This is a genomic window from Pseudomonas sp. RtIB026 (assembly GCF_016861355.2).
Lineage (GTDB): Bacteria > Pseudomonadota > Gammaproteobacteria > Pseudomonadales > Pseudomonadaceae > Aquipseudomonas > Aquipseudomonas peradeniyensis.
On the sequence record NZ_AP023348.2, the window covers coordinates 2,303,076 to 2,322,054 of the forward strand.

Consider the following 18,979-nt stretch of genomic DNA (forward strand, 5'->3'; position numbering starts at 1 on the left):
ATCTCATGACCCGCGGCCCCCAAACCCCGCGCCACTTCGTTTACAATGCGCGCCGTTTACGACTTGCCAAGAGACCCTGCCCATGTCCGCCTGCCAGACGCCCCTGATCGTCGCCCTGGATTTCCCCACCCGTGACGCCGCCCTGAAGCTGGCCGACCAGCTCGACCCCGCCCTGTGCCGGGTCAAGGTGGGCAAGGAACTGTTTACCAGCAGCGCCTCAGGGATAGTCGAAACCCTGTGCGGCAAGGGCTTCGAAGTGTTCCTCGACCTCAAGTTCCACGATATCCCCAACACCACCGCCATGGCGGTCAAGGCCGCGGCCGAGATGGGTGTGTGGATGGTCAACGTGCACTGCTCCGGTGGCCTGCGCATGATGTCGGCCTGCCGTGAGGAGCTGGACAAGCGCAGCGGCCCGCAGCCGCTGCTGATCGGCGTGACCGTGCTGACCAGCATGGAGCGCGAGGACCTGGCCGGCATCGGCCTGGATGTCGATCCGCAGGAGCAGGTGCTGCGCCTGGCGGCGCTGGCGCAAAAAGCCGGCATGGACGGCCTGGTGTGCTCGGCACTGGAAGCGCCGGCACTGAAGGCGGCGCACCCGACGCTGCAACTGGTGACCCCGGGTATTCGCCCGGCGGGCAGTGCCCAGGATGACCAGCGCCGGATTCTGACGCCGCGTCAGGCACTGGACGCCGGTTCCGATTACCTGGTGATCGGGCGTCCGATCAGCCAGGCGGCAGATCCGGCCAAGGCGCTGGCTGCCGTGGTGGCTGAAATCCGCGGTTGAATCAGGGATCGTGGGAGCGGGCTTGCCCCGCGATGGCGCCAGTCCAGGCAATCGCCATCGCGGGGCAAGCCCGCTCCCACAAAGCGCCTGGCTGCTGATCTCAGACCTTTAGCACCAGCTTGCCGAAATTCTCCCCGCTGAACAGCTTGAGCAGCGTCTCGGGGAAGGTCTCCAGGCCCTCCACCACATCCTCCTTGCTCTTCACCTTGCCGCTGGCCAGCCAGCCGGCCATTTCCTGCGCGGCCTTGTCGTACTCCTTGACGTAGTCCATCACCACGAAGCCTTCCATGCGCGCACGGTTGACCAGCAGCGACAGGTAGTTGGCCGGGCCCTTGACCGCTTCCTTGTTGTTGTACTGGCTGATGGCGCCACAGATCACCACCCGGGCCTTGAAGTTCAGGCGCGAAAGCACGGCATCAAGGATCTCGCCGCCGACGTTGTCGAAGTACACATCCACGCCATTGGCGCATTCACGCTTGAGGCCGGCCAGCACGTCCTCGGCCTTGTAGTCGATGACCCCGTCGAAGCCCAGCTCATCCAGCAGGTACTGGCACTTCTGCGCGCCACCGGCGATGCCCACCACGCGGCAGCCCTTGAGCTTGGCGATCTGCCCGGCAATGCTGCCTACCGCGCCGGCGGCGCCCGAGATCACCACGGTGTCACCGGCCTTGGGCTGGCCGACATCGAGCAGCGCGAAGTAGGCGGTCATGCCGGTCATGCCCAGGGCGGACAGGTAGCGGGGCAGGGTCGCCAGGCGCGGGTCGATCCGGTGCAGGCCCTGGGTTTCGCCGGTGAAGTAGTCCTGCACGCCGAGGGCGCCGCTGACATGGTCGCCGGGCTTGTAGTCCGGGTGATTGGAGCTGACCACCTCGCCGACGCCGAGGGCGCGCATGACCTGGCCCAGGCCCACGGGTGGGATATACGACTTGCCTTCGTTCATCCAGCCGCGCATGGCCGGATCCAGCGACAGGTAGAGGTTCTTCACCAGCACCTGGCCTTCCCCCGGCTCGCTGGCGGGCACCTGCTCGTAGGTGAAGTCGTCACGGCGCACGGCGCCGACCGGGCGGCGGGTCAGCAGGAAGCGGCGGTTGGTGTGGGGCATGGCGAGTTCTCCTGAACGAGTGTGAGGGGCTGATGATCGGCGGGTTGAATGGGCCGCGTCACGCAAGATCACCGCGAACGATAGTAGTCCAACCGTGCCCTTGATGATGCTGCCCAGCCCGGCGGTGCCCTGACTAGACTCAGCCACGACTTCCCATCCTTTTGCAGGAGCCAGTGATGAGCATGACTTTCTCCGGCCAGGTTGCCCTGGTCACCGGTGGCGCGGCGGGTATCGGCCGGGCGACGGCCCAGGCATTCGCCACCGAGGGGCTCAAGGTGGTGGTGGCCGACCGTGACGCGAGCGGGGGCGAAGCCACCGTGGCGCTGATCCGCCAGGCTGGCGGCGAGGCGCTGTTCGTCGCCTGCGACGTCACCCGTGACAGTGACGTGCGCCAGCTGCACGAGCAGGTCATCAAGGCCTATGGCCGCCTCGACTACGCCTTCAACAACGCCGGTATCGAGATCGAGAAGGGGCGGCTGGCGGAGGGCAGCGAGGCGGAGTTCGATGCGATCATGGGGGTCAACGTCAAGGGTGTGTGGCTGTGCATGAAGTACCAACTGCCCTTGCTGCTGGCCCAGGGCGGCGGCGCCATCGTCAACACGGCCTCGGTGGCCGGCCTGTCGGCGGCACCGAAGATGAGCATCTATGCGGCATCCAAGCATGCGGTGATCGGCCTGACCAAGTCGGCGGCCATCGAGTATGCGAAGAAGGGCATTCGGGTCAACGCGGTGTGCCCGGCGGTGATCGATACCGACATGTTCCGCCGCGCCTACGAGGCCGATCCGCGCAAGGCCGAGTTTGCCGCGGCGATGCATCCGGTCGGGCGCATCGGCAAGGTCGAGGAGATCGCTAGCGCGGTGCTGTACCTGTGCAGCGATGGCGCGGCGTTCACGACGGGGCACAGCCTTACCGTCGATGGCGGCGCGCTGGCGATCTGACCGGCCCTATAGGTATCAACTCGGCCCCTGTGGGAGCGGGTTCACCCGCGAAGAGGCCCGCGAAGACGTCCTCAAAACCAATGCCACGGCGGCACAGCCCACCAGCAGGACGCCGCCGAACACTTCCAGCGCCATGCGCGATCCCAGCCGATCGCTGAGCAATCCGGTAAAGATCACCGGCAGGCTGAACCCCAGGTAGGCGAGCAGGAAGAACCCGGCACTGGCCCGGATCTTCTCGCTCCCGGCCAGCTCGTTCACCGCCGCCAATCCGCCCAGGTAGATAAAGCCATAGCAGGCGCTGCTCGCAGCCACGGCGCCCAGCAGCACACCCAGCAGATTGCCGCTGTCAGCCCCCCAGGCCAGCAGCGCGTAGCTGCACGGCAGGATCAGCAGCCCCAGCAAGGTCGCCTGGGCACTGGCCAGGCGCCGGGCCAGCGGCTGGAACAGCAGGCCGCAGCTGATCACGCAGAAGGTCGAGAACCCCGACCAGGCGCTCAGCCCGTGCTGACGCAGGATCCCCGGCAGCAGGGCGATCACCAGCCCGACACAGGCCCAGGCCAGCAGGATCGCCAGGCCATAAGCCAGGCTGCCGGCGGGGTAGCAGGGCAGGCGCAGCATGGCGCGGCGCTGCGCCGGGCGAGGGTCGGGCAGGCGCCAGACCAGCAGCAGGGCGACGGCGGCCAATGCCAGTTGCAGGTGGAAGCTGCCGGGGGTGAGGGTCGGCCCGCGCAGCAGGAACAGGCTGGTCAGCGCCGCGCCCAGGCCGAAGCCGAGCGACGTGCTTGCGGTGACCCAGGTGGCGGCGCGGCCACTGGCGTCCGGGGCCATCAGCTCGCTCATGTAGGCGGTGGCGGTGGCCGAGGCGAGGCCTGTGCCCAGCCCCAGGAACAGGCGCGCCAGGCCCAGCATCTGCAGGCTCGGCGCCAGCAGCATGAGCAGCGTCGCGACCATCGACAGGGCCAGCGCGACCAGGATCATCGGGCGACGACCCACCCGGTCGGCCAAGCCGCCAAGGGCCAGCAGCACCGGCAGCACGCCGAGCACATAGCCGGAAAAGGCCACGGCGGTTGCCGTTGCGCCTTGCCCGGACAGGTCGGCGTAGGTGATGTATAGCGGGGCCTGCAGGTTCACCGCCAGGGTGATCAGGCACAGGGCGAAAGCCAGCAGGGCTGGGGCGTGACAAGTGGGCATCGGGGCGGATCCGCAAGGCAGTGGCTGTGGTTGGCAGCATCGGCCTTTGCACAGGTGCTCGCCAAGGCACACTCACGGGGCATTTATGCTTAACTGTTTGCCTGAAAGCAGCGAACACTTGCCATGCATTTTCATCTTGATCGTGACCCTCCCACCCCCTTGGTCCAGCAGCTGACCGAGCACCTGCAGGCCTGGATCGAACAGCAGCGCCTGCGCCCCGGCGCGCGCCTGCCGTCGATCCGCGCGCTGGCCAAGGCGCAGTCGGTAAGCGCCTCGTGCGTGATCGAGGCCTACGACCGCCTGGCGGCCAACGGCTGGCTGGAGGCGCGACATGGCGCGGGCTTCTTCGTCGCCGAGCGCAAGCCGGGCTTGCGGCCCGACCCCGGCGAGCCCTGGGGCGAGGCAATCGACGGCAGTTGGCGGCAGTTTCGCGAAGGGCATGAACAATTGCTCAAGCTCGGCTGCGGCTGGCTACCGGTGGCCTGGCGCGCCGAAGCCGAGCTGGCCCAGGCCATCCGCCAGGTCAGCCGCGGCGCGCCCGAGGCGCTGTTCGACTACTGCCCGCCCCAGGGCCTGGCCAGCCTGCGCCTGCAACTGCACAAGGGGCTGGCGCGGCTGGATATTGCCGCCGAGCCGGGGCGGATCCTCACCACCCAGGGCGCCAGCCATGCCCTCGACCTGCTGGTGCGGACCTTGCTGAAACCGGGCGACACGGTGCTGGTGGAGCGCCCCGGCTACTACAACCTGTACAACTTGTTGCGCGTGCACGGTGTACACATGCTCGAGGTGCCGCGCACCGCCATTGGCCCGGACCTGGTGGTGTTCGAGCAGTTGCTGGCCGAGCACCAGCCCCGTTGCCTGTTCATCAACAGCCTGTACCAGAACCCGACCGGTACCTGCCTGACGCCCAAGGTCGCCTACCGCCTGCTGGAGCTGGCCCGCGAGCATGACCTGCGGATCGTCGAGGATGACCTGTACGCGGACTTCCAGGACGGCCCGGCCACGCGCCTGGCGACCCTCGACAGCGAGCAGCGGGTAATCTATCTGGGCAGTTTCTCCAAGACCCTCAGCAGTTCGTTGCGGGTCGGCTATCTGGTGGCCGACCCACCGTTGATCGCCCGCCTGGCCGAACTGAAGATGGTGGCCGGCATTGGCACTTCGCGCTTCGCCGAGCAGGTGGTCGGGCAGATGCTCGCCAATGGCGGCTACCGCAAGAGCGTGCAGCGCTTGCGGCTGCGCCTGGGGCAGCACCGGGCCAGGACGCTGGGGCAACTGGAGGCCTGTGGCTGGGAGGTGTTCTGTGAGCCGGTCGGCGGCATGTTCGTCTGGGCCCGGGTGCCCGGACGCGACTTTGCCGAGCTGGAGCGATTGGCGCTGGAGCATGCGGTGTTGCTCACCCCGGGCAGCGCTTTCGATCCGCAGGGGCGGGCCAGTGACTGGCTACGGATCAATGTCGCCTATGGGCAGGATTCCCGGGCCCAGGCGTTCTTCCGGCATGCAGGGCGACCTTTGGCGGTCTGAAAGCGACACGCTCATAGCTAAATGACACCATTCGCGCACGCGGCCCTTGTGACTAGGTCGGCGCCATTGTCACTCTTGTCGCCGGCGGAGGGCCAAAAAGCGAGGAGGGCGGTGATGACGGCGACCAAGCACGGTGTATTGGCCAACCTGGGCATGGCGCGCAAGCTGGGCCTGGGTTTTGCCCTGGTGTTGCTGCTCACTCTGGTGGTGGCCGCCATCGGCGTATACGCCCTGGCCAACGTCGGCCAGCGCTTCGAGGGGCTGCGGCAGATGGCCCAGTTCAACACCGACCTGTTGAAGCTGCGCCAACATGAGCAGGCCTTCGCCCTGCGTTCGGATATCAAGGAGGCCGATGCCCTACGCATGGGCCTTCAAGGGCTGGTGGAGCGGGCCCGCGCCGCGCCTGCGCTGACTTCCGCCGAGGCCGACCTCAGTGCCTACGGGCAGGCCTTCGACCAGTTCGTCCAGGCGGTGCAGGCCAAGGAGCTGGCGCTGGACATGGCCAGCTGGTCGGTATCGAGCGTGGCCAACAACCTCGATGTGCTGCAGGCCGGCCTGGCCGACGACGGCACCTACACCCTCAAGCAGTCCCAGGGCCAGCAAGGCGGCGAGTTCCTTGAGCAGGCCGGACAGGTGGCGCAGGTGTCGCGGCTGATGCTGCAGGCCATGGACGAGGCCCGGGTGCGCCTGGAGCAGAGCCGCAAGGGCGGCGAAGCTGTTGCCGAGGGGCGCATCGCCCAGACGGTGGAGGCCGCCGGCCTGGTGGACCAGCTCAAGTCGGCGGTGACCGATGCCGGTTACCAGAGCGTGCTGGGCGAAGTGGCCGGGCATATCGCCAGTTTCTCCGAGAAGCTCAACGAGTACACCGACCTGCTGGACCAGGAGCGGGGTATCAAGGATCAGTTGCAGGCCCGGGCCGAGCAGGTCACCACGCGGGTCGACCAGGCCTACCTCGCCCAGGAGCAGGCCATGCAGGCGGAGCTTGCGCGCAACACCGTGGCCATCGCCGCGGCCACGGCCCTGGCACTGCTGGTGGGCGTGCTGGCGGCCTGGTTGATCACCCGGGCCGTGGTCGCGCCGCTCAAGCGGGTGATCAGCCGTGCCCGGCGCATAGCCGCGGGCGAGCTGGGGATCGAGGCCGAGCCGCCGCGTGCCGACGAGGTCGGTCAGCTGCTGCAGGCCATGCAGCAGATGGCCGAGGGGCTGTCCGGCATCGTCAGTGGCCTGCAGCAGGGCATCGATCAGCTGGCCGGCAGCGCCCAGGCCTTGTCGGCGGTCACCGAGCAGACCAACCGCGAAGTCGGTAGCCAGAAGGATGAGACCGAGCAGGTGGCCACTGCCATGCAGCAGATGACCGCCACCGTCCATGACGTGGCGCGCAACGCCGAGCAGGCGGCCCAGGCGGCACAGGATGCCGACGACAAGGTCGAGTCGGGGCAGCAGGTGGTGCGCCAGAGCATGCAGCGCATCGAGCAGCTGGCGCTGGCAGCCGAGACCGCCAGCAGCGGTATCGACAGCCTCAGCGCCGAGATCCATACCATCGGTGACGTGCTCGAGGTGATCAAGAGCGTGGCCGAACAGACCAACCTGCTGGCGCTCAACGCGGCGATCGAGGCGGCCCGCGCCGGCGAGCAGGGGCGTGGCTTCGCCGTGGTGGCCGACGAGGTACGCGCCTTGGCCCGGCGCACCCGGCAGTCCACCGAGGAAATCGAACGGCTGGTCGCCAGCCTGCGCGGCAACGCCCAGCAGTCGGTGACGCAGATCCGTGGCAGCACCGAGCTGGTGCGCCTGGCGGTGGCCGACACGCTGAAGACCGAGAGCGCCCTGGGCAGCATCGCTGCGGCGGTGTCGTTGATCCAGCAGATGAACCAGCAGATCGCCGCGGCAGCCGAGCAGCAAAGCTCGGTCGCCGAGGAGATCAGCCGCAGCGTCACGCAGATCCGTGGCAGTGCCGACCAGGCGGCGCTGGCGATGGAGGACAATGCCCGCTCAAGCGTCGAGTTGGCGCAGTTGGGGATCGACCTCAAGAGCATGGTTGGCCACTTCAGGCTGTGAGGGGCCCTTGTAGGAGCGGCCTTGTGCCGCGAAAGGGCCGCATAGCGGCCCCGGCGATCTTTGCGTCAATATGAATCCCCGGGGCCGTTGCACGGCCCTTTCGCGGCACAAGGCCGCTCCTACAGCGGACGTGCGCTGGGCTTCAGGATCAGCAAGGTCAGCACCCCCGCCACGATTCCCCAGAACGCCGAGCCGATCGAGAACAGGGTGAAGCCCGACGCCGTGACCATGAAGGTGATCAGCGCCGCCTCGCGCTCGCGTGCCTCGCCCATGGCCACGCTCAGGCCGTTCATGATCGAACCGAACAGCGCCAGAGCGGCGATCGACAGCACCAGCTCCTTGGGCAGGGCGCCGAACAGCGCCGCCAGGGTCGCGCCGAAGGTGCCGGCGATACCGTAGAAGATCCCGCACCAGACCGCTGCCGTGTAGCGCTTGGCCGGGTCTTCATGGGCATGCGGCCCGGTGCAGATCGCCGCGCTGATCGCCGCCAGGTTGATCCCGTGGGAGCCGAACGGCGCCAGCAGCAGCGAGGCGAACCCTGTGGCCGAGATCAGCGGCGAGGCCGGCACCTGGTAGCCGTCGGCGCGCAGCACGGCGACGCCGGGCATGTTCTGCGAAGTCATGGCCACCACGAACAGCGGGATGCCGATGCTGATGGTCGCCGCCAGCGAGAAGCTCGGCGTGGTCCACACCGGGGTGGCGATCTCCAGCTGGAAGCCGCTGAAGTCCAGCAGCCCCAGGGCGCCGGACAATGCCGTGCCGACCAGCAACGCGGCCAGCACGCAGTAGCGCGGTGACAGGCGCTTGACCAGCAGGTAGCTGAAGAACATCCCCAGCACCAACACCGTGCGGTGCTGGGCGGCGACGAAGATCTCGCTGCCGATCTTGAACAGGATCCCGGCCAGCAGGGCCGAGGCGAGCGAGGCGGGGATGCGTCGCACCAGGCGCTCGAAGCTGCCGGTCAGGCCGCATATCAGTACCAGCACGGCGCAGGTGATGTACGCACCGATCGCCTCGCCGTAACTGACGCCGCCGAGGCTGGTGATCAGCAGCGCCGCGCCGGGTGTCGACCAGGCCACGGTGACCGGGGTACGGTAGCGCAGCGACAGGCCGATGCTGCACACCGCCATGCCGATCGACAGGGCCCAGATCCACGACGAGATCTGCGCGCTGGTCAGGCCGGCGGCCTGGCCGGCCTGGAACATCAGCACCAGCGAGCTGGTATAGCCGGTGAGCATGGCGATGAAGCCGGCGACGACTGCCGACGGGGAGCTGTCCGCCAGCGGCCGCAGGCGCGCGGAGGTGGCATCGGTCATGGGGAATTCCTTGTACAGGTGTAAGCAGTTTTTTCAGGCTACCGTGCAATGGCGTGATCCTTGCCATACAGCAGGCATTGCATTTAGCCGTACAGTCGCCAACTATGGGGTATTACTGCGCAACTGCGTGAAAGGGGAGGGGCGATGTACAAGGTGTATGGGGATTACCAGTCGGGCAACTGCTACAAGGTCAAGCTGATGCTGAGCCTGCTCGACCGCCCGTATGAGTGGCACCCGGTGGATATTCTCAAGGGCGAAACCGAAACGCCCGAGTTCCTGGCCATGAACCCCAACGGCAAGGTGCCGGTGCTCAAGCTCGAGGACGGCACCTGCCTGTGGGAGTCCAACGCGATTCTCAACTACCTGGCCGATGGCAGCGAGTTCCTGCCCAGCGAACCACGCCTGCGTACCCAGGTGCTGCAATGGCAGTTCTTCGAGCAGTACAGCCACGAGCCGTACATTGCCGTGGCGCGTTTCATCCAGTTCTACCTGGGGCTGCCGCAGGACCGGCTGGAGGAATACAAGGGGCTGCACAAGGGCGGCTACAAGGCGCTAAAGGTGATGAACAAGCAGCTGGAAATGACGCCCTACCTGGTCGGTGAGCAATATTCGATTGCCGATGTGGCGTTGTATGCCTATACCCATGTGGCGCACCAGGGCGGTTTCGACCTGGCGGGTTACCCGGCCGTGCAGGCCTGGCTGGCGCGGGTGGCCAGCCATCCACGGCATGTGCCGATGGTGGATTGACTCGCTGCTGCCCCACCCCTGTAGGAGCGGCCTTGTGCCGCGAAAGGGCTGCGCAGCAGCCCCTCGGTCTCAGCGTCGACGCATCAATCGCCGGGGCCGCTTTGCGGCCCTTTCGCGGCACAAGGCCGCTCCTACAGTGTGGGGCGTGCGTGCGGGTCAGACCGCCGTGAAGCGTTTGTCCAGATAGGCAATGATGTCCTTGGATTCATACATCCAGGTCACCTTGCCGTCCTCCTCGATCCGCAGGCACGGCACTTTCACCCGGCCGCCGCCTTCGAGCAGCGCCTGGCGGTGCTGGGCGTCGTTCTTGGCATCGCGCAGTGCCACCGGCACGTTCAGGCGGTGCAGGGTGCGGCGGGTCTTCACGCAGAACGGGCAGGCATGGAACTGGTACAGCGCCAGACCCTTGGCCTGCTGCTCGACCTGGGCCTGGGCCGCGGCATCGCGCTGCTTTTTCGCCGGGCGGCTGATCCAGTCGCCGAACACGATTAGCTGGCCGAGGCCGACCCGCAGGGCTTTGACGATCATGGGCAACTCCTGAAATGAAAAAGCCGACCCATGGGGTCGGCTCGGGATACAGGCCGATCACTTGATCAGGCTGAGGAACTCGCTGCGGGTGGAGGCGTTGTCGCGGAACTCGCCGAGCATCACCGAGGTGAGCATGGTCGAGTTCTGCTTTTCGACACCGCGCATCATCATGCACATGTGCTTGGCTTCGATGACCACCGCCACGCCCGCGGCGCCAGTTACCTGCTGCACGGCCTCGGCGATCTGGCGGCTGAGGTTTTCCTGGATCTGCAGGCGACGGGCGTACATGTCGACGATCCGCGCCACCTTGGACAGGCCCAGCACCTTGCCCTTGGGCAGGTAAGCCACGTGGGCCTTGCCGATGAACGGCAGCATGTGGTGTTCGCACATCGAGTACAGCTCGATATCCCGGACTAGCACCATTTCGCTGTTGTCGGAGGTGAACAGCGCGCCGTTGGTGACTTCTTCCAGGGTTTGCTCATAACCGCGGCAAAGGTACTTCATGGCCTTTGCGGCCCGCTTGGGCGTGTCGAGCAGGCCCTCGCGGGAGACGTCCTCGCCGATCTGGCTGAGAATCGCGGTGTAGTTCTGTTCCAGGGACATGGATCTACCTGTGGGATTTTTCGCAAAGACGAAGGGTACGGCGGCGACGGCGGCGCTGCAAGCGCGATGTCACTCGTCGTGCCCTTCGAGCATGGTTCGCTTGAGCATCACGTACACCGCGCCGGTGCCGCCGTGGCGGGCCTGGCACGAGGCAAAACCGAGCACTTGCGGGTGCTGGCGCAGCCAGGTGTTGACGTGGCTCTTGATCATCGGGCGCTTGCCGTCCAGGCGCGCGGCCTTGCCGTGGGTGACGCGCACGCAGCGCACTTCGAGCTTGATCGCCTCGGCGATGAAGGCCCACAGCGTCTCGCGGGCCTTCTCGACGCTCATGCCGTGCAGGTCGAGGCTGCCCTCGAAGGCAATCTGGCCGAGCTTGAGCTTGCGGATCTGGGTTTCCTGGACGCCGTCGCGGCGCCACATCAGTTCATCCTCGGCGCCGACGTCGATGACGAACTGGTCGGACAGGCCGTCGATCACCAACGCCTGGTCGCTGCGGATGGTCGCCGCCTGGCGCAGGCCGGCCAGCTGCTTGCGGTCGGCCTTGGGTTTGCCGACTTCGGCGCGGTCGTGCTTGATCGGCTTGACGCCCTGCACTTGGCTGCGGAAGAGGGAAAAATCGTCGTCTTGCATGGTGCCTCCACGTGGGCGGCATAGTTTACGCGACTGCGCGTCGGCGTGAAGCCCTGAGCTGCGCGCGGTTTGTGTAGGAGCGGCCTCGTGCCGCGAAAGGGCCGCAAAGCGGCCCCGGCGATCCATGCATCGAAGCGAAAATCCTGGGGCTGCTTTGCAGCCCTTTCCGGCCGGTCCGACGCCTCGGCAAGGCCGCTCCTACAGGGGGGCGGTATAAATCTGTCAGTCGTGCTTCTTCATCAGGTGCGGCGACAGGTTCAGCTCGCGGCCACGGCGCAGGCGGATGCGGCTGCGTCGCCAGACGCGCACGCCGATCCACAACAGCAACAACCCGACCACGACGAGAATCGCCGACAGCGGGCGGTTGGCATTGAGCTCGGCGAGCGCTGCGTAATTGCCCAGCAGGCCGGCGAAACCGGCCATGGCGAGCAAAATGCCCAGGGTGGCCAGCAGCACCGAGAAAGCGGCGGAAACCCGCGCGCCCCAGTTGCTTGGCTCGCGCTGGCGCAGGCGCTTGGCATCGAAACTGCCTTTGAGCTTCATTCGAATTCCTCAGGATCTGGTAGAGCTGATCCGGATTTCGACCTGCGGGTCACCTCGGGGTTCCGCCCGTCCGCCGGGCGGTCGTGGCTCAGACCAGGCTGGCGGTGGGGGCGACGCAGGCGAAGTTGTCGGCCATCACGGCCATCTCGCACTGGTGGATCTGCGCGGCGGGGATCACGGTGTCCTTCAGGGCCAGGTCGCGGGTCGCCGAGGCGTCTTCCACCAGGGTGCAGCGATAACCATAGTCCTTGGCGCGGCGCACGGTGGTGCTGACGCTGGAGTGGCTCATGAAACCGCAGACGATCAGGTCCAGCGGGCCGAAGGCTTGCAGCGTCTCGTGCAGCTTGGTGTTCTTGAAGGCGTTGGGCATGCGCTTGTCGATGATGGTTTCACCGGCCAGTGGCTCCAGGCCCGGGATGAACTCGCCGGCCGGCCCCTGGGGGTCGAAGCGACCGCCGACGGTGCCGAGGTGGCGCACGTGGATGATCGGGCGACCGGCCTTGCGGGCGGCATCGAGCAACCTGGCAATGTTCGCCACGGCCTCGTCCATGCCCGACAGCGCCAGCGGACCGCTCAGGTATTCCTTCTGCGCGTCGATGACGATCAGGCTGGCTTGGCCCAGCTTCGCCGGCGGGTAGTCGCGGCCAGTGAGGCGGAACATCGTGGTTGGAACGGACATCAAGGGCTCCTTGGGTAGGGCTTTTGTACGCCTATTCTCCCTTGCCTTGACGCCAATGTGAATGGTTGACAGCGCAGACAGCGTGGTTGCTGGCTTGTGGCTATCGGTTTGGCTATCAGAGGAAACAAATGTGCGGTGTGGGCTGTTAGACTTTTGTCCTGTCTGAAAAGGAGTACCCCGTGATCACATCCCGCCTGCGCACCCTGCGCGACCATATCCGCTGGGCGGTCAGCCGCTTCCATGAGCATGAACTGTTCTTCGGCCACGGTGCCGACAACGCCTGGGACGAAGCTCGCCTGCTGGTGCTCGGCGCGGTGCACCTGCCCTGGGAGGTAGCCGACAGCTACCTGGACTGCGCGCTCGAGGATGACGAAACGGTACGCCTGCAGCACCTGCTCAAGCGCCGTATCGAAGAACGCGTGCCCACCGCCTACCTGCTGGGCGAGGCCTGGTTCTGCGGCATGTCGTTCATCGTCGACGAGCGGGTGCTGGTGCCGCGCTCGCCCATCGGCGAGTTGATCGAGAAACGCTTCGAGCCGTGGCTGGCCGGCGAGCCTGCGCGCATCCTCGACCTGTGCACCGGCTCAGGCTGCATCGGCATTGTCGCCGCCGAGGTGTTCCAGGATGCCGAGGTAGTGCTGGCCGACCTGTCCTTCGACGCGCTGGAGGTGGCCAACCAGAACATCGAGCGCCATGGCCTCGATGAGCGGGTGTACACCGTGCAGGGCGATGGTTTCGCTGGCCTGCCGGGGCAGCGCTTCGACCTGATCCTGTCCAACCCGCCGTATGTCGACGCCGAGGATTTCGGCGACATGCCGGCCGAGTACCATCACGAGCCCGAGCTGGGCCTGGCCTGCGGCAACGATGGCCTGGACCTGGTGCGGCGCATGCTGGCCGAGGCGGCCGACCACTTGACCGACAAGGGCCTGATGATCGTCGAGGTGGGCAACAGCCAGGTGCATGTCGAGTCGCTCTATCCCGAGGTGGACTTCGCCTGGCTGGAGTTCGAGCGCGGTGGCCACGGGGTGTTCATGCTGACCGCCGAGCAGTGCCGGCAGCATCAGGAGCTGTTCAAGGCGCGGGTCTGAAGGATTCACACCGCCCCCTGCTGTAGGAGCGGCCTTGCCGAGGCGTCGGACCGGCCGGAAAGGGCTGCGTAGCGGCCCCAGGATATCAGTGTTGATGCAAAGATCGCCGGGGCCGCTTTGCGGCCCTTTCGCGGCACGAGGCCGCTCCTACACGGATCGCGTAGGGCAGGTCAGCGGGTGGCGATCCAGATCAGCAACCCGGCCTGGAACACCGCGAACGCCACCAGGCAGGTGATGGTGAAGCGCAGGCCGCTGTCCTCGCGACGGTACTTGGCCACCCGCTCGTCACGCTCGCGCAGCTGGGCTTCCTTCTCCATCAGGTTCTGCTCGGCCTGCTGCAGCATGCCGGCGGCCTCGAGGTTGTCCACGCGCTGCACCTTCTCGGTGTTCCAGCCGCCCTTGAGCTGGCCCACCGGCGTCTCCACCACGCGCCCCTTGAGCAACTGGCCGTCGGTGTACTCTACCGACAGGCCGACGCTGCCCAACACATGGTCGCGGCGCAGGCGGGTGTCTTCGTTCAGGGCGTCCTTGTTCGGCAGGCTCATGCCCTCGACCCGGTAGTGCGAGCAACGCTGCTGCAGCCACTGCACCGCCTGCGCCAGCAGGTAGCGGCCAAGGCCACGGTTCAGCGGTTCCAGCTGCAGACCGGCCGGGTCGCCGATACGCACCGTGCGCGCTTCGTGGTCGACGCGGATATCCAGCTGGTTCTGTTCCTTGCGCACCTTCTGCCCCGGCAGGCGGATTTCCATGCGCAGCAGGCTGTGGGCCTTGTCGTGGCGCTCGGCGTAGCCGAACTGGACGAAACGCAGCGGGCGGGCGCCGCTGTTGCGGTCGGTCGGCAGCGGCGCCAGGCGCAGCAACTGGAAATGCTCGGCGGCAAGGTCTGCCCAGGGCAGCGGGGCGCTTTCCGGGGCTTGTTCTTCGGTCGCCTCGGCGGCGGGGGCATCGGTCATCAGGGAATCCTCAGGTGCACGGCGGCCGGGTGCCGGTACCTGCAAGGACATCGCAGATGTGGGCTTGCCCGCGATCGGGGCGCGCATGCCCCTGGATCACTGCCTTCTTAGCCGCGTTATCGGCAGGCCGGGCCAATACCTGAGGGCGCTTTCAGGCCTGCGGCAGCCCGTGGATGAACAGGACGATGCGCTCCCCCAACTCACGGGCCAGCGGTAGTTCGGGATTGCGGTAGCTCTCACGCTGCTGGCCCATCTCCCGGGGGCTGATGCGCAGCATGTGGTTCATGCCGTCGATCAGCGCCAGCTGGGCGTCGGGTTTGGCGGCCTTGAGGCGCTCGGCGTCGGCCACCTCCACCTGGATGTCGTTGCGGCCCTGGACGATCAGCGCGGGCACCGTGAGCCGGGCGAATGCGGCCGCCGGGTCCTGGTGCAGCAGGGTGATCAGGTACGGCTGCACGCTGGGGCGAAATACCTGGCGCAGCGGGGCGGGCACGTCGAGGCTGGTCTGCCCGGCCTGCAACCGGTCGATCAGTGCCACGCCACCGGCCAGTTGCGCCGGAGGCAGGCGCTGGGCCAGTTGTTCACGCAGCACGTCGGCCACCGGCCGGCCGCTGCCGGCCAGGGTGATCACCGCGCTGGCGCCGGCCTGCTCGGCGGCCAGGCTGGCGATCAGCGCGCCTTCGCTGTGGCCGACCAGGATCAGCGGACCGAAGCGCGGGTCCTGGCGCAACGCGCGCCCCCAGGCCACCACGTCGGCGACATAGCGTTCGACGCTGAGGTCGCGTTCGTCGGGGGTGGCCGGCTGGCTGGCGGCCACGCCGCGCTTGTCGAAGCGCACGCTGGCGATGTGCTCGCCGGCCAGCAGCAGGGCCAGGCGCTTGAGGTTGTCGATGCGTCCGGAGGCAGGGTTGTTGCCATCGCGGTCGGTAGGGCCGGAGCCGGCGATGATCAGCACCACCGGTGGCGGGGTGGTTTGCTGGGGCAGCAGCAGGCTGCCGTGCAGCACGCCCTGGCCGGTGTCCAGGTCGATGGGGCGTTGCAGTACGGTGGGCGCGGCCTGGGCGAGGCTGGCGCAGAACAGCAGGAGCAGGGCGGCGAGGCGCGACTTCATGGAGGGGTACTACATGGCTAGGTGTCATTGAGACATTGCAGCGCGATGAAGGTTCGCATGGCTCGCTTGCCGTGCCGGCCTCTTCGCGGGTAAACCCGCTCCCACAGTGAGATGGGCCGGCCTGTGGGAGCAACTGTCTTGCTCAATTTTTAGAATCTGGCGCGATCCCTGTGGGAGCGGGTTTACCCGCGAAGAGGCCGGCATGGGCAACCCATCCTGTAGCGTTTTCCGTATACTGCCGCTTTCGATCACCTCAGGCAGATTCGCGGAGCGTCCATGTCCGGCAATACCTACGGCAAGCTGTTCACTGTCACCACCGCTGGCGAGAGCCATGGCCCGGCGTTGGTCGCCATTGTCGACGGCTGCCCGCCAGGCCTGGAAATCTCCCTCGCCGACCTGCAGCACGACCTCGATCGGCGCAAGCCCGGCACCAGCCGGCACACCACCCAGCGCCAGGAGCCGGATGAAGTGGAGATCCTCTCCGGCGTGTTCGAAGGGCGTACCACCGGCTGCTCGATCGGCCTCTTGATCCGCAACACCGACCAGAAGTCCAAGGACTATTCGGCGATCAAGGACCTGTTCCGCCCGGCCCACGCCGACTACACCTACCACCACAAGTACGGCATCCGCGACTACCGCGGCGGTGGCCGCAGCTCGGCGCGCGAGACCGCCATGCGCGTGGCGGCCGGCGCCATCGCCAAGAAGTACCTGGCCACCCAGGGCATCCGCGTGCGCGGCTACATGAGCCAGCTCGGCCCGATCGAGATCCCGTTCAAGACCTGGGACTCGGTCGAGCACAACGCCTTCTTCAGCCCCGACCCGGACAAGGTGCCGGAGCTCGAGGCTTACATGGACCAGCTGCGCCGCGACCAGGACTCGGTGGGGGCGAAGATCACCGTGGTCGCCGAAGGCGTGATGCCGGGCCTGGGCGAGCCGATCTTCGACCGCCTCGACGCCGAGCTTGCCCATGCGCTGATGAGCATCAACGCGGTCAAGGGCGTGGAAATCGGCGCCGGCTTTGCCAGCGTCGCCCAGCGTGGCACCGAGCACCGTGACGAACTGACCCCCGAGGGCTTCCTCAGCAACAATGCCGGCGGCATCCTCGGCGGTATCTCTTCGGGCCAGCCGATCGTCGCTCACCTGGCGCTCAAGCCGACCTCGAGCATCACCACCCCGGGCCGTTCGATCGACGTCGACGGCAACCCGGTCGAGGTGATCACCAAGGGCCGTCACGACCCGTGCGTCGGCATCCGCGCCACGCCGATCGCCGAGGCGATGATGGCCATCGCCTTGATGGACCACCTGCTGCGCCACCGGGCGCAGAATGCCGACGTGAAAGTGGGCACCCCGGTACTGGGCCAGCTCTGACTTAGCCAGGGTCGGCCTCTTCGCGGGTAAACCCGCTCCCACAGGGATCTCCAATGCTGCGAGATCCCTGTGGGAGCGGGTTTACCCGCGAAGAGGCCGGTGCAGGCTCATACAAGGCCCATCCCATGCCCCCGATCCCTTACTGGCGCCTCTCCAGCTTCTACCTCTTCTACTTCGCCCTGCTCGGCTCCACCGCGCCGTTCCTGGCCCTGTACTTCGACCACCTGGGCTTCTCCCCGGCACGCATCGGCGAGCTGGTGGCCATCCCCATGCTGATGCGCTGCGTCGCACCCAACCTGTGGGGCTGGCTGGGCGACCGCAGTGGCCAGCGCCTGCTGATCGTGCGTCTGGGCGCGCTGTCGACCCTGGCGACCTTTTCGCTGATCTTCTTCGGCAACAGCTATGCCTGGCTGGCGATGGTCATGGCCCTGCACGCGTTCTTCTGGCACGCGGTGCTGCCGCAGTTCGAGGTGATCACCCTGGCCCACCTGCATGGCCAGACCGCGCGCTACAGCCAGGTGCGACTGTGGGGCTCGATCGGCTTCATCCTCGCCGTGGTCGGTCTTGGGCGCCTGTTCGAATGGCTGAGCCTGGACATCTACCCGGTGGCACTGGTGGCGATCATGGCCGGGATCGTCGCCGCCAGCCTCTGGGTGCCCAACGCGCAACCGGTGGAACAGGCCGAGCGGCGCGGGGCAGGGGGCTTTCTCGCGCAGGTGCGGGCGCCCGGCGTGCTGGCCTTCTATGTGTGCGTGGCCCTCATGCAGCTCAGCCACGGGCCGTACTACACCTTCCTCACCCTGCACCTGGAGCACCTGGGCTACAGCCGTGGTGCCATCGGTCTGCTGTGGGCGCTGGGGGTGGTGGCCGAGGTGCTGGTGTTCATGGGCATGAGCCGGATTTTCGCCCGTTTTTCCGTGCGCAAGGTGCTGCTGGCGAGTTTCCTGCTGGCCGCCGTGCGCTGGCTGTTGCTGGGCAACCTGGCCGATATCCCGGCGGTGCTGGTGTTCGCCCAGGTGCTGCACGCGGCCACGTTCGGCTGCTTCCACGCCGCGGCCATCGCCTTCGTCCAGGCCAGTTTCGGCGCCCGTCAGCAGGGTCAGGGCCAGGCGTTGTACGCGGCGCTCTCGGGCACCGGCGGTGCCCTGGGCGCCTTGTATTCGGGTTACAGCTGGAAACTGCTGGGGCCGCACTTCACCTTTGGTATGGCCAGCGTCGCGGCGCTCGCGGCAGCCGTTATCATTGCCTTCCGACTCAAAGACAGCAGGAACCACCCCTGATGAGCATACTCAGCGTATTCGACCCGTCCAGCCCGGCACTGCCGCACAAGGTGCTGACCCACCACGACGACATCGCCGCGACCCTGGCCGAGCAGGGCGTGCGCTTCGGCCGCTGGCAGTCCGGCGCGCGCCTGCGCCCGGGCAGCAGCCAGGATGAGGTGGTCGCTGCGTGCCGTGGGCCGCTCGACCAACTCATGACCGCCCATGGCAGCCGGGTGTTCGGCGTGCTCAGCCGCGATGGCGTCGACCCGGGCCAGGCCGACCTGCGCGACGAGCACGTGCATGACGGCGAGGAAGTGTTCGCGCTGATCAGCGGGCGCGGGCAGGTCAGCCTGCGTTTGGGAGACGCGGTGTACGCCGTGTTGTGCGAGAAGGACGATGTGCTGGTGGTGCCCGCCGGTACACGGCGCTGGCTGGACCTGGGCGACACCCCGTTCTGCCTGGCCCTGCGCCTGTTCGCCAGCGAGCAGGCGGTGCAGCCGCGTTTCACCGGTGATGGAACAGCCCGGCAATTTGCCGGGCTCGACGAACTCTGAAAGGGT

Annotated in this window: 19 protein-coding genes and 1 pseudogene; 10 read left to right on the forward strand and 10 right to left on the reverse strand. The window is 67.1% G+C overall.

Translation table 11 applies throughout. From position 1 onward, the window contains the following. The first annotated feature begins 82 nt into the window (after window positions 1-82). Complete coding sequence (gene pyrF, locus PRtIB026_RS10400; RefSeq protein WP_203647612.1) at window positions 83-784, forward strand: orotidine-5'-phosphate decarboxylase; 702 nt, start codon at window positions 83-85, stop codon at window positions 782-784. A 100-nt stretch (window positions 785-884) separates the two neighbouring features. Here pyrF and PRtIB026_RS10405 read toward each other — a convergent pair whose 3' ends face one another. After that, a complete protein-coding gene (locus tag PRtIB026_RS10405; RefSeq protein ID WP_203647611.1) occupies window positions 885-1,886 on the reverse strand; it encodes an NADP-dependent oxidoreductase in 1,002 nt (333 codons plus the stop codon). A 176-nt stretch (window positions 1,887-2,062) separates the two neighbouring features. Between PRtIB026_RS10405 and PRtIB026_RS10410 the strand changes: the two genes are divergently transcribed. After that, window positions 2,063-2,824, forward strand: a complete 762-nt coding sequence (locus PRtIB026_RS10410; protein ID WP_203647610.1) for an SDR family oxidoreductase — start codon at window positions 2,063-2,065, stop codon at window positions 2,822-2,824. A gap of 15 nt (window positions 2,825-2,839) precedes the next feature. Here the strand turns inward: PRtIB026_RS10410 and PRtIB026_RS10415 are convergent, their stop codons facing one another. Continuing rightward, a complete protein-coding gene (locus tag PRtIB026_RS10415; protein WP_203647609.1) occupies window positions 2,840-4,015 on the reverse strand; it encodes an MFS transporter in 1,176 nt (391 codons plus the stop codon). 123 nt (window positions 4,016-4,138) lie between these two features. On the opposite strand from PRtIB026_RS10415, the gene PRtIB026_RS10420 reads away from it, so the two are divergent. The 3 genes and pseudogenes from PRtIB026_RS10420 (at window position 4,139) to PRtIB026_RS26630 (ending at window position 7,591) form a co-directional block, all read left to right on the forward strand. Continuing rightward, entirely contained in the window at window positions 4,139-5,536 is a 1,398-nt protein-coding gene (locus PRtIB026_RS10420; protein ID WP_203647608.1) for a PLP-dependent aminotransferase family protein, read from the forward strand. A gap of 969 nt (window positions 5,537-6,505) precedes the next feature. Continuing rightward, window positions 6,506-6,685 (forward strand): annotated as a pseudogene (locus tag PRtIB026_RS26625) (hypothetical protein); the annotation flags it as partial. Window positions 6,686-6,886: 201 nt separating this feature from the next. Next, window positions 6,887-7,591, forward strand: coding sequence for a methyl-accepting chemotaxis protein (locus PRtIB026_RS26630; RefSeq protein ID WP_420713661.1), 705 nt, complete (start codon window positions 6,887-6,889; stop codon window positions 7,589-7,591). 119 nt (window positions 7,592-7,710) lie between these two features. Here the strand turns inward: PRtIB026_RS26630 and PRtIB026_RS10430 are convergent, their stop codons facing one another. Then, complete coding sequence (locus tag PRtIB026_RS10430; protein ID WP_203647606.1) at window positions 7,711-8,907, reverse strand: benzoate/H(+) symporter BenE family transporter; 1,197 nt, start codon at window positions 8,905-8,907, stop codon at window positions 7,711-7,713. 144 nt (window positions 8,908-9,051) lie between these two features. On the opposite strand from PRtIB026_RS10430, the gene PRtIB026_RS10435 reads away from it, so the two are divergent. Then, window positions 9,052-9,654, forward strand: a complete 603-nt coding sequence (locus PRtIB026_RS10435; RefSeq protein WP_110736600.1) for a glutathione S-transferase family protein — start codon at window positions 9,052-9,054, stop codon at window positions 9,652-9,654. Window positions 9,655-9,810: 156 nt separating this feature from the next. Here the strand turns inward: PRtIB026_RS10435 and PRtIB026_RS10440 are convergent, their stop codons facing one another. The 5 genes from PRtIB026_RS10440 to PRtIB026_RS10460 all read right to left on the reverse strand — a co-directional run bounded on the left by PRtIB026_RS10440 (window position 9,811) and on the right by PRtIB026_RS10460 (window position 12,637). Beyond that, window positions 9,811-10,182, reverse strand: coding sequence for a glutathione S-transferase N-terminal domain-containing protein (locus PRtIB026_RS10440; protein ID WP_203647605.1), 372 nt, complete (start codon window positions 10,180-10,182; stop codon window positions 9,811-9,813). 57 nt (window positions 10,183-10,239) lie between these two features. Then, entirely contained in the window at window positions 10,240-10,785 is a 546-nt protein-coding gene (gene folE / locus PRtIB026_RS10445) for a GTP cyclohydrolase I FolE (protein WP_110736603.1), read from the reverse strand. Between the two features lie 69 nt (window positions 10,786-10,854). Further along, window positions 10,855-11,415: a Smr/MutS family protein gene (locus tag PRtIB026_RS10450; protein ID WP_203647604.1), complete on the reverse strand. Its 561-nt coding sequence runs from the start codon at window positions 11,413-11,415 to the stop codon at window positions 10,855-10,857. Between the two features lie 222 nt (window positions 11,416-11,637). Beyond that, a complete protein-coding gene (locus tag PRtIB026_RS10455) occupies window positions 11,638-11,958 on the reverse strand; it encodes a hypothetical protein (RefSeq protein ID WP_203647603.1) in 321 nt (106 codons plus the stop codon). A gap of 88 nt (window positions 11,959-12,046) precedes the next feature. Next, entirely contained in the window at window positions 12,047-12,637 is a 591-nt protein-coding gene (locus PRtIB026_RS10460; RefSeq protein WP_050704637.1) for a cysteine hydrolase family protein, read from the reverse strand. Between the two features lie 179 nt (window positions 12,638-12,816). On the opposite strand from PRtIB026_RS10460, the gene prmB reads away from it, so the two are divergent. Further along, window positions 12,817-13,725, forward strand: a complete 909-nt coding sequence (gene prmB / locus PRtIB026_RS10465; RefSeq protein ID WP_198742723.1) for a 50S ribosomal protein L3 N(5)-glutamine methyltransferase — start codon at window positions 12,817-12,819, stop codon at window positions 13,723-13,725. A gap of 170 nt (window positions 13,726-13,895) precedes the next feature. Here prmB and PRtIB026_RS10470 read toward each other — a convergent pair whose 3' ends face one another. Beyond that, window positions 13,896-14,678, reverse strand: coding sequence for a hypothetical protein (locus PRtIB026_RS10470; RefSeq protein WP_203647602.1), 783 nt, complete (start codon window positions 14,676-14,678; stop codon window positions 13,896-13,898). Window positions 14,679-14,829: 151 nt separating this feature from the next. After that, complete coding sequence (locus PRtIB026_RS10475) at window positions 14,830-15,789, reverse strand: alpha/beta hydrolase (RefSeq protein ID WP_203647601.1); 960 nt, start codon at window positions 15,787-15,789, stop codon at window positions 14,830-14,832. A gap of 276 nt (window positions 15,790-16,065) precedes the next feature. On the opposite strand from PRtIB026_RS10475, the gene aroC reads away from it, so the two are divergent. The 3 genes from aroC (at window position 16,066) to PRtIB026_RS10490 (ending at window position 18,973) form a co-directional block, all read left to right on the forward strand. After that, the gene (gene aroC, locus PRtIB026_RS10480) at window positions 16,066-17,157 is read left to right on the forward strand and encodes a chorismate synthase (protein ID WP_203647600.1); all 1,092 of its coding nucleotides are present in this window, start codon (window positions 16,066-16,068) and stop codon (window positions 17,155-17,157) included. Window positions 17,158-17,282: 125 nt separating this feature from the next. Beyond that, a complete protein-coding gene (locus PRtIB026_RS10485; protein ID WP_203647599.1) occupies window positions 17,283-18,437 on the forward strand; it encodes an MFS transporter in 1,155 nt (384 codons plus the stop codon). Then, complete coding sequence (locus PRtIB026_RS10490) at window positions 18,437-18,973, forward strand: oxidase (protein WP_203647598.1); 537 nt, start codon at window positions 18,437-18,439, stop codon at window positions 18,971-18,973. Before PRtIB026_RS10485 ends, PRtIB026_RS10490 begins: the two co-directional genes overlap by 1 nt. Window positions 18,974-18,979 lie beyond the last annotated feature (6 nt).